The following is a 10627-nucleotide window of genomic DNA, read 5'->3' on the forward strand; positions in this document are numbered from 1 at the left end:
TGCGACCTCCTGGTCCCAAACCAGGCGCTCTAGCCAAGCTGAGCCACACCCCGATGGTGTCTTGTTTGTTTTTGTTGTTTCGTCTGTTCCCTGACGCAAGACATATTATATTATAGCTCAACCCAAATGTCAACAACTTTTTTCAAATATTTTTTTATTTTTTTGAAAAAGCCCGAAAGTGCTGAATATTCGGGCTTTTTCGCCAATTTATTTTTTGAATTTATTTCTTCAAATTGGTCAAATCGCGCTCTTCACCCTAAATAATTTAAGGTAAAATGTGCTTCTCCTTTATGATCAATTTCCATAATAATATAGCTTGGTTTTCTCCCATCCTGTCTGGGATAGGATAAACTGCCGGGATTTAGTGCTGTAACATCTTCCTCAATCTCTAAAACCGGTCTGTGCGTATGTCCAAACATAACAATATCAAAGCCTCTTGCTCTTGCTTCCTCTTTGATGGAGCGGGTATCCAGAGATACATAATAATAATGTCCGTGAGTGAGCAAAACTTTGTACTTCCCAAGCTGCAGTTCTTCTTCTCGAGGCAAATCACTGAAGAAGTCATTATTTCCGCTTACGATATGTACCGGGCAGTTGGCAATCTGTCTGATATAGTCCTCACTGCCCTCTGAATCGCCCAGATGGATTAATTTGTCGATGGGGCTAACTTTTAATAAGACCTCTTTTAAATTGGCATCTCTGCGATGCGTATCACTTACAATCAGGATCTTCATCTGGCACCAATCTCCTCTAAATTTTATTTTTTAATTCTTCTTTCATTGCCCGAAGTGCTTTTCCTCTGTGGCTCAATTCATTTTTCAACTCCATATCCAGCTCTGCTGTGGTGCATTGATGTTGCGGGAGATAAAATATGGGATCATATCCGAATCCATTGCTTCCTTTTATTTCATAACCAATCATGCCTTCAATGGTTCCTTCTGTAGTCAATATATCGCCGTTTGGAAAAGCTGCTGCAATCACGCATACAAAACGAGCCGTCCGCTCTTCATCCGGCACCCCATTCAGGCGTTCGATCAGATTATTGTTTTTAATATCATAGGACGTATCCTCTCCCATATACCTGGCTGAATAAATCCCCGGCTCTTTATTCAGGTAATCAATTTCAAGTCCGGAATCATCCGCCAGTACAATATCACCCGTCATTTCCATAATGGTCTTCGCTTTAATTACAGCATTTTCTTCAAATGTTGCGCCGTCTTCTACAATATCCGCTTCGATACCGGCTTCTTTCAGGGATAATACCTCTACATCCATGTCCCCCAGTATCATTTTTATTTCCTTCATTTTACCCTGATTTCCAGTTGCAAAAATAATTCTTTTACTCACCGTTCCACCCTTTTCTTTCCGTAAATTTTAAAAAAATTATAACACACGGGGAATGAATTTTCAAACACGCCCTCATACATAAAAGCTATGCTTCTCTTGTATACACCTTCAGACAAACATTGCAGGAATGCTCCGTCTCCGTTCTGGTCCAGGTATACCCGCTCATGCTGATATACCCTTCACCATCAGATATATCCACGTTCTTTGTGGCTTCATCAGCCTGATATTCCGTAGCAACCGGATACTGAAGACCAGGGGATTTAATTTTTACCATGATGGCAAACCGCTGTCCCTCAGATACTTTTACCGGTTCATCTAGGTCTACGGTGTAGTATCCTCCGTTGTCAAACTTACCGGTTTGATCCGGGCTCCAGGATATCAACGATGAAGGTCCGTCAAACGTTTCAATGATATGTATTTCATACTCCGTATCTTTCCCGGTAGCATAAAATCCCACGGCACTCAACATTTCATCCCGCCTGGCTTCATATACATTGGCAAAATAACAGGTATCCGAACCATAACCAATCTGCCCAACCCAGCCGCACTGGTCGGTCTGGTAGATATCATTATAGTTCCCGGTATTTTCAACTCTGGAATAAGTAACACAATTATTCCCCAGATTAGCATCTTCATAAGATACGTAAAAGATACCTTCTTCCCCAAAGTCCGGTCCCCAGCTGTTCTGGCAGATAAATGCCCCGTCCTTCTTAATATCCGCATTAAACTTAGCCGCCGGATAGTTGTCATCCCAGCCAATAATCAGGATATCATGATTGGAACGTGCATTCCCCACATAACAGTATGTGCTGTTGATTTTATTAAAGAACACCGAGGAACTTACGGTATTCTGAAGATCCATATAAAGGGAAGACTGGACGGCGCCATGGTCATAAACTGCCCGTTTTACCGCCTCATAATCTTTATCCTTAATCATCTGAATCTCCTGGACATGCTTCACCGGAGCCAGGCCATCCGGTGATACACCATCGCCGTAAGGGTCATCCTTTTCCAGCACCGGTCCCTGCCAGCCGGCAAGATACGCCATTGCCATAGTATAATCCCCGCCATCATTCTGGTTTTTTGCGAAATGATTTTGAAGAGATATATGGTCTGCAGAAAACACCAGGTGCTCCCGTGGCAGCAGGGATGCTTCCAAAGCCGAGGACGTGGCTACCGCCCAGCAGGTGCCAAGTTCCCCCTGATTTTTAATAACAGGTGCTCTCGCCTCATTCCGGCTGTCATAGGACGCAGGAAGCTTTTCCATTTTATCTGTGGCTGCCCGCTCCGTATGGTCTTCTGGTGCCGAATATTGGTTTTTAGAACCTTTTTCCGACTCCCTTTGATCCTGTTGCTTTTTGCCGTCCAACAGTCCTCGAATTTCCGGCTCCATATATTGAAACGCCCCGTATCCAATCAGCACAATGATTAGAATACCAATGAATGTCTGAATTTTTTTAATCAATGTCTACCCCTTATTTTTTGATCTTAGGCGGTCTGGGACCCAGGAATTGATAAAAATACGTTTTTATCATTCCATTATAAATCTTTCTGTTCTTATCAGCCTTTTTCCCGATATACTTTTCCGCTTCTTCATAGGAAGTAATCAGATATTCCGACCAGGAATCCAGCCGTTTAAAGCTTTCACCAATTTCCCGGTACAACCCGGGCAGATTCTCTTTATCCTCAATTCGTTCACCATAAGGCGGATTGGTAATTACAAAACCATACTTTTTGGGATGTCTCAGTTGAGAGACACTTCTCTGCTGAAAATGGATCAGATGGTCAACTCCCGCCAGCTTTGCGTTTTCTCTGGCGGATTTAATTACATCCCCATCCAGATCATATCCCTGGATATCCACCTCAATCTTGTCATTTACATTTTCCCGGGCTTCATCCATCGCATTGTACCAGTGTTTCTTCGCGATCAGGTTGTCCCAGTCTTCCGACAGAAAAGAACGATTCATTCCCGGTGCAATATTTGCCGCCATCAACGCCGCTTCGATGGGAAAAGTACCGCTTCCGCAGAACGGATCCACCAGAATCCTGCTCTTGTTCCAGGGTGTCAGCATAATCAGTGCAGCCGCCAGCGTCTCGGTTATGGGTGCCTTGCTGGTAAGCTGCCGGTATCCCCGCTTGTGTAGAGAGACACCGGAGGAATCAATCCCAATTGTAGCTTCGTCTTTCATAAAAAATACACGAACCGGGTAAGCCGGACCTGTCTCCTCAAACCATTGGATGCCATATACGCCCTTTAAACGCTCAACCATGGCCTTTTTCATGATCGACTGTATATCGGTGGGACTAAACAGCTGGCTCTTAATCGAAGTTGCTTTGGTTACCCAGAATTTACCGTCCTTAGGAATAAAGTTTTCCCATGGAAGTTCTTTTGTCCGCTCAAATAATTCATCAAATGTTTCGGCATGGACCTTTCCGACTTTTAAAAGTATACGCTCTGCCGACCTTAAAAATACATTGGCATAGCTCACTGCTTCCATATCCCCGATAAAGGTAACTCGTCCATCTTCTACCTGGCTGACTTCATATCCAAGGTCAATAATCTCCCGTTTTAAAACGGCTTCCAGCCCAAAATGGCAGGGTGCTATCAATTCAATCTGTTTCATCTTTTCTCCTATCTGTCTGCATTTGCAGGTATCTTATAATGCCAGCTGCTTTACGGTATTTCCATTAAAATCTTTTATGGTAAATAATCCATTTTCCAATATTCCATATGTTGGCACATTTCCCTCTTTCGGCAAAGACACGGAACCCGGATTTAACAAGGTAAAATGCGGATATTTCTCGGCAGCAGGTACATGGGTATGTCCATGAATAAAAATGTCCCCTTCTGCCAAAGGAGGCAGATTGTCTTTGTGAAAGACATGGCCATGGCTGGCATAAATCGTTTTATTCCCTTCCATAATTATACAGTAATCTGCCAATACAGGGAATTCCAACACCATCTGGTCCACTTCTGCCTCACAATTGCCTCTTACTGCATAAATCTTGCTTTTCAAAGGATTCAGCATGGCGATGACCTCTTTGGGAGCATATTCCTTTGGCAAATCATTTCTTGGTCCATGATAAAGAATATCTCCCAGAAGCACCAGGCGTTCAGCCTCTTCTAATCGGTATGCCTCTAACATCTTTTTACAGAAAAAAGATGAGCCGTGTATATCTGACGCAAACATAAGTTTCATTTGCATTTCCTCCATTCTATTCATCTATCTCCTATATTAATGCCAGTGTCTGCACCTGTCAATATTTTTACTTCCTTAATATTTTCAAAATGCGAACTATAGCGTGTGGCGATAGGATTCCAGGTATCTTCCACGGTAAGCGTGGATTCCACCGATCATAGTCTTTACATGATAGCCTTTTTCCGCAAGTTCCCTGGCTGCAGCCATACTGATGGAACCACGTTCACAATATACAATAATCATCATATCCTGGGGCAGTGTATAACAATTGCCCAAATTTTCATAAGGGATATTTACTGCTCCTTTAATATGACGTTCTACGAATTCGTCCGGTGTTCTGAGATCTATAATAAATGCGCTTTTATCCCTGACGTACGTATCCAGCTGTTTCGGTGCAATCATCTCAAAATTCATAAATACATACACTCCTTCCTGACATAATATATGCAGGAATTTTGATAAGTGTGCAAAAAAACAGAGCCCCGGCCGAGTTGTGGCCAAGACTCCATCTTTTCAAAACCATTTAATTCCCGCGGGCAACGAGCCAAGCGGACACGCTGGCGCGTCCATTTGGCGACTGCCGCGAGGGTTACTGAACGTCCAGTGGACGTTCGTTCAGCATCGACCGGAGCGGAAGCGGAGAACAAATTCCCCGCAACGGGGTATTTGACTTTACTTGCTGTCACAGTCTGATGTTATGAAATGGTTTAGTAGTTGCAATCGCTGTATTCATCAGATTCGTGGTGACAGTCTGAAGAAGAGTTGCGGCTTGCATTTTTGGAAGTATTGTTGCTGGTAGCGTTCTTATAAGAATTGTTGCTGTTCTTGTAAGAGTTATAGGAATTCTCGGATTCATTAGTACTGTTATAAGCACTGTTTTTTTCGCTTGCATTCTTATAAGAATTGCTTGCTTTATTACTTGCTTTGTTCTTTGATTCTACGCTAGATTCATAGTTGTTAGTACTATTTTGAGTCTGGTTTTTAGAATTCATATTCTTTGCCATAGTTTCATTCCCTCCTGAATAATAAATATTTTTATTACAAAATTTATTATCTCAAAAATAGTAAAAAATATGTATTGCATTTTTTTCCAATCTATATTATAATTTGAGATGTAAAAAGAATTTACCCTTCAAAAAATTTTTTTTACAAACCCCTTATTAATTATTTATACTCCCCTCGAAAGACCCAAGTAGCTCCCCTGCTTGGGTCTTTCACTGTCTAAATATAAGTAAAAGCGGATTAGAAATTCTATTCCGCCTTTACTTTTTTCCACTTCTTATTTCGAATCATATCAAATACAGAGTCCATGATAAATACAGCCAACGCAATCATTCCCGCTATTTCAATCGTCTGTAGCAGCGAATTCATTGCCTTTTGCTGTTCTCCTAAAAAGATCTGGTAAACCGTCCGATACATGCCTGCTCCCGGTACAATAACCAGAATTCCCGGTATTAAAAACACTGTTACCGGAGCCTTGAATATCCTTGCAAATACATGAGAAATCAGCGCAATCACAAGTGCCGCCAGAAAGTTTGCCATTACAATGCCTTTGCTGTCTGCATTCAGCAGATACACAAGCCACCCTGATGCTCCGATCAGACCGCAGTAAACCAAATATTTTTTCGGCACCTGTATTACCGTTGAAAATGCAAGTATTGCAATAAAAGCACCTACCACCTGTACAATCATGCCTTCACACCTCCCATTATAAGCATTCCAAATGCCACGCCAATTACGATTGCTACTGCTTTTACAAATGCTTCAAGGGCTTTTGCCCCGCCTGCAACATAGTCGCCCTGCAGTGTATCCCTTATGGCATTGGTTATGGCTGCTCCAGGCACCAGAGGCATGATGGTACCAATGATGATCATGTCCATATTCATAACTGCAAAAGGTATCCTGGATAAAAGGATTGCACCTACGGCGATAACGGCAGATGCAGCTACATCTTTAAAAAAGGGATTAAAACCAATTTTAATGCCCAGTTTCAGCACCAATACCAGAAGTGCTCCGTCAATTGCCGCTCCTAAGGCATCCATTGCCGTTCCGCCCAGTAAAAGCGCAAACGCTGATGCTACTATAATCGTAGAAATGTCCAGCACCCTTTGGGAATACTCCCGGGATTCCAGATGTTTCAAATCATGAAACGCTTCTTTCAATGTAATTTCCCCTGCACAAAATCTTCTGGAGATGGTATTAACCAGCGTGATTTTATTGAGGTTCGTCTCCCGGTCTGCAATTCTTCTGATAACAGTCAGAGAATCAATCTGAGGATCATCCAGCGTAACAATCATGCCGGTTGTAGTGACGTAAGCTTCCGTGGTCTTTAGGCTGGATACCTTTAAGATGCGGTGTATGGTATCTTCCACCCGGTAAATTTCCGCACCATTACGCAGCATGATCTGTCCTGCCAGCACTGCCGTATCCAGTAATAGTTTATAATCTGTAATCTGCTCCATTTTTGCAATTCCTACTCTTTTTATTTTCCATTGCAGTCTTTCCCATATTTGCTTACATTCTACAATATTTTTCCCATAAAAGAAAGCTGTTATTAAAATAAAATGAAATTGCAATGTAAAGCTTCGTAACAGTTCAGACAGATCTGCGCATTTACTGCGCAGATCGTACGAAACCTGGAGCATGTAGACATTCAGTCCTTCGCCGAAGGCGAATTTCAATGGGCTGGATGTGTAACAGTTCATGCCGTCTGAACTGTTACAAAGCTTTTTCATCTTTCTATTCATAAAGAAAGCGCCAGTCAAAAGACCGGCGCCTAATCTATACTTATGCTTCAAATAATTCTGTTGAAAGGTAACGCTCTCCGGTATCCGGTAACAGTGCAACAATAGTTTTGCCTGCATTCTCCGGTTTCTTCGCAAATTCTATTGCAGTATGAAGAGCCGCTCCGGATGAGATTCCAACGAGAATTCCTTCTTTTTTCGCAATTAGCTTTGCAGCCTCAAACGCTTCAGCATTTTCCACTGTCACAATTTCATCATAGACATTCTGATTCAGGTTCTTAGGTACAAACCCTGCACCAATACCCTGTATTTTATGAGGTCCGCCGGTTCCTTTGGATAAAACGGGGGATGCTGCAGGCTCTACGGCGATTACTTTTACTTCCGGCTTTTTGGATTTTAAGAATACGCCGGTTCCGCTTAATGTTCCGCCGGTTCCAACACCGGCAATAAACATATCCACTGCCCCATCCGTATCTGCCCAGATCTCCGGTCCCGTTGTAGCTGCATGGATTGCGGGATTGGCTGCATTTTCAAACTGCCCCGGAATAAAAGCATTCGGGATTTCTTTTGCAAGTTCTTCCGCTTTTGCAATTGCACCCTTCATTCCCTTAGATCCTTCCGTCAGAACAATTTCAGCACCATATCCCAGAAGCAATTTTCTTCTTTCAATGCTCATAGTCTCAGGCATCGTGAAAATCGCTTTATATCCTTTTGCCGCTGCTACACTTGCAAGCCCAATTCCCGTATTTCCGCTGGTTGGCTCGATAATCGTAGCACCCGGTTTTAAAAATCCTTTATTTTCCGCATCTTCTACCATGGCCTTTGCCACTCTGTCTTTTACGCTGCCTGCCGGGTTGAAATATTCTAATTTCACCACTACTCTTCCGGCCAGCCCTAAAGCACTTTCAATATTTTTTAATTCCACAAGGGGAGTTTTTCCTACCAATTCTGTAATACTTCCATATATATTAGCCATTTTAAACATCCTTTCTTAAATGCGACAGAGCGTGTTTGAAAAATACAGACTGTCAGCTGTGCGTTCCGGTTTGTGGGAGATTTCTCACAAATGAAGGCGACAAGCATACTATGTAACCTGAATTCGGGGGAATATACCGCAAAGTGGGGCGTACAGACGGCAGGAATGATTTTTCAAACAGGCTCTAGGCTTCCGGCTTACCCTTACTTGGCAATTGCCTGAAATGCCTGATCTAAATCATAAATAATATCATCAATGTGTTCCGTACCGATTGATAACCGGATTGTATTTGGTTTGATTCCTGAGCCTGCAAGTTCTTCTTCTGTCATCTGGGAATGCGTAGTACTTGCTGGATGAATTACTAATGATTTTACATCTGCTACATTGGCAAGTAAAGAGAAAATTTCCAGATGATCAATAAAATCCTGTGCTTCCTTGGATCCGCCCTTGATTTCAAAAGTAAAGATCGAAGCTCCTCCCTTAGGGAAGTAACGCTGATACAGTTCATGATAAGGGCTGTCGGCAAGCGCCGGATGATTTACTTTTTCTACCTGTGGATGTTTGCTTAAATAATCCACAACCTTCAGCGCATTCTCTACATGACGCTCTACACGCAGTGACAAGGTCTCTAAGCCCTGCAAGAAGATAAATGCATGTATCGGAGAAAGTGTTGCCCCTGTATCACGCAGTAAAATTGCACGGATCTTGGTTACAAATGCTGCCGGACCAACGACTTTTGTAAAACTTACTCCATGATAACTTTGGTTTGGCTCTGTAAGTGACGGGAATTTTCCGGATGCTTCCCAGTCAAACTTTCCGCTGTCCACAATCACACCACCGATGGTTGTTCCGTGTCCTCCAATAAACTTTGTGGCGGAATGTACCACAATGTCTGCTCCCAAATCAATTGGGCGTACCAGATAAGGGGTTGCAAAAGTGCTGTCAACCACTAATGGTATTTTATGCGCATGAGCAATTTCCGCAACCTTTTCAATATCAATCAGGCTTGCATTTGGATTGCCGATAGTCTCAATAAAGACCGCTTTTGTATTTTCCTGGATTGCTGCTTCAAAGCTGCCTTCTACATCCGGGTCTACAAAGGTTGCTGTAATCCCGTATTCCGGAAGCGTATGCTCCAGAAGGTTATAGGTTCCTCCGTATATTGTCTTGGCTGCTACGATGTGGTCGCCTGCATGTGCCAGATTCTGAAATGTATATGTAATAGCAGCTGCACCGGAAGCGACTGCAAGTGCTGCCACACCGCCTTCCAGCGCTGCTATACGCTGCTCGAATATATCCTGTGTGGTATTCGTAAGCCTCCCATAGATATTTCCTGCATCCGTAAGGTTAAAACGTGCTGCGGCATGGGCGCAGTTTTTGAAAACATAAGAAGATGTCTGATAGATCGGTACAGCTCTTGCATCTGTCACCGGATCGGGATTTTCCTGTCCTACATGTAATTGAAGGGTCTCAAATTTTAATTCTCTCTTTTTACTCATAATATTTCTCCTCACTTTTCACTATATTCTCATTGTCTAACGAGTTATTCTTCTACCGCTTGCAGCAGCACGTGGTTGTTACCACAATTTATTTTCATACTGTGCCCTTTTAAGCACTTAGTATTCCAATTAATATTATTAACTAAGTAGGAATTATCATTGAAAGAATACGAAATATCCTAAATTGATTAAATATAGTACATATATTCTTCTTCTCCGTTTAATTTCTGATATTCTTCTACCAAATCCGAAAGGGTCGTACTTTCCAGATAGTGGTTTACCTGCTGATTAATCTTTTCCCAAACCAGCTCGTTAATCGCCATCTGCACTTTATCCTGTTGTTCTTCCGGTGCTACTTCATCTATAATACTGAATTTACCTTCAAGTGCTGTTAAAATATCTGATACCTGCATCTCTTCCGGCTTCACAGCAAGCATATATCCTCCCTGCGGCCCTTTGATACTTTTTACTAATCCGGCTTTTCTAAGTGTTGCAAAAACCTGCTCCAGATAATTAACGGATATTCTCTGCCTGTTCGCCACACTTGCCAGAGACACTGCTTCGCTTGTAGAATGAGATGCCAGATCAACCAGTGCCCGCAGACCATATCTTCCCTTTGTTGAGATTTTCATTTCATCACCTTTTCTTATTTATTTCCTACCAAACCGATATATTAAATAATATATTTATGTTATACAGGATAATATTGTAAATGTCAATACTTAATTTCAAAAAATATAAAAAAGAAGAAAAAAATAGAACCGCTCTTATTCTGCAGTTCTATTGTGTATAATCTTAAACCACGCTCTAGAGGGTATGGCTGGATAGGGTGTTGGCTTTGTTCAGCAGATCTTCCAACCT

The 10627-nt window shown here is 42.3% G+C and carries 13 protein-coding genes; 1 reads left to right on the top strand and 12 read right to left on the bottom strand.

What is annotated here, in order from left to right:
* Positions 1-251: 251 nt before the first annotated feature.
* The 10 genes from ACH2DQ_RS01595 to cysK form a co-directional block, all read right to left on the bottom strand.
* The gene (locus ACH2DQ_RS01595) at positions 252-734 is read right to left on the bottom strand and encodes a metallophosphoesterase family protein (RefSeq protein ID WP_394916152.1); all 483 of its coding nucleotides are present in this window, start codon (positions 732-734) and stop codon (positions 252-254) included.
* Positions 735-750: 16 nt separating this feature from the next.
* Positions 751-1347, bottom strand: coding sequence for an XTP/dITP diphosphatase (locus ACH2DQ_RS01600; RefSeq protein ID WP_394916153.1), 597 nt, complete (start codon positions 1345-1347; stop codon positions 751-753).
* Positions 1348-1432: 85 nt separating this feature from the next.
* On the bottom strand, positions 1433-2812 hold the full coding sequence (locus ACH2DQ_RS01605; protein ID WP_394916154.1) for a lectin like domain-containing protein: 1380 nt from the start codon (positions 2810-2812) through the stop codon (positions 1433-1435).
* Positions 2813-2822: 10 nt separating this feature from the next.
* The gene (locus tag ACH2DQ_RS01610) at positions 2823-3971 is read right to left on the bottom strand and encodes a class I SAM-dependent RNA methyltransferase (protein WP_394916155.1); all 1149 of its coding nucleotides are present in this window, start codon (positions 3969-3971) and stop codon (positions 2823-2825) included.
* Between the two features lie 33 nt (positions 3972-4004).
* The gene (gene yfcE / locus ACH2DQ_RS01615) at positions 4005-4547 is read right to left on the bottom strand and encodes a phosphodiesterase (protein WP_394916156.1); all 543 of its coding nucleotides are present in this window, start codon (positions 4545-4547) and stop codon (positions 4005-4007) included.
* Positions 4548-4643: 96 nt separating this feature from the next.
* On the bottom strand, positions 4644-4961 hold the full coding sequence (locus ACH2DQ_RS01620; RefSeq protein ID WP_394916157.1) for a rhodanese-like domain-containing protein: 318 nt from the start codon (positions 4959-4961) through the stop codon (positions 4644-4646).
* 293 nt (positions 4962-5254) lie between these two features.
* Positions 5255-5551 carry a hypothetical protein gene (locus ACH2DQ_RS01625; protein ID WP_394916158.1) on the bottom strand — a complete coding sequence of 99 codons (297 nt, stop codon included), beginning with the start codon at positions 5549-5551 and terminating at the stop codon, positions 5255-5257.
* A gap of 247 nt (positions 5552-5798) precedes the next feature.
* Positions 5799-6239, bottom strand: coding sequence for a threonine/serine exporter family protein (locus ACH2DQ_RS01630; protein WP_394916159.1), 441 nt, complete (start codon positions 6237-6239; stop codon positions 5799-5801).
* Positions 6236-7294: a threonine/serine exporter family protein gene (locus ACH2DQ_RS01635; protein WP_394916160.1), complete on the bottom strand. Its 1059-nt coding sequence runs from the start codon at positions 7292-7294 to the stop codon at positions 6236-6238. The genes ACH2DQ_RS01630 and ACH2DQ_RS01635 overlap by 4 nt, the downstream gene beginning before the upstream one ends.
* Before the next feature lie 40 nt (positions 7295-7334).
* Positions 7335-8267: a cysteine synthase A gene (cysK, locus tag ACH2DQ_RS01640; RefSeq protein WP_394916161.1), complete on the bottom strand. Its 933-nt coding sequence runs from the start codon at positions 8265-8267 to the stop codon at positions 7335-7337.
* A gap of 90 nt (positions 8268-8357) precedes the next feature.
* On the opposite strand from cysK, the gene ACH2DQ_RS01645 reads away from it, so the two are divergent.
* The gene (locus tag ACH2DQ_RS01645; RefSeq protein ID WP_394916162.1) at positions 8358-8489 is read left to right on the top strand and encodes a DUF6783 domain-containing protein; all 132 of its coding nucleotides are present in this window, start codon (positions 8358-8360) and stop codon (positions 8487-8489) included.
* On the opposite strand, the gene ACH2DQ_RS01650 is transcribed toward ACH2DQ_RS01645, so the two are convergent.
* Positions 8471-9766 (bottom strand): O-acetylhomoserine aminocarboxypropyltransferase/cysteine synthase family protein, encoded by a 1296-nt coding sequence (locus ACH2DQ_RS01650; protein WP_394916163.1) that lies wholly within the window; start codon positions 9764-9766, stop codon positions 8471-8473. The two genes, ACH2DQ_RS01645 and ACH2DQ_RS01650, sit on opposite strands and share 19 nt — an antisense overlap.
* 188 nt (positions 9767-9954) lie before the next feature.
* The gene (locus tag ACH2DQ_RS01655) at positions 9955-10398 is read right to left on the bottom strand and encodes an RrF2 family transcriptional regulator (RefSeq protein ID WP_394916164.1); all 444 of its coding nucleotides are present in this window, start codon (positions 10396-10398) and stop codon (positions 9955-9957) included.
* Positions 10399-10627 lie beyond the last annotated feature (229 nt).

It is taken from the genome of Robinsoniella sp., assembly GCF_034124845.1.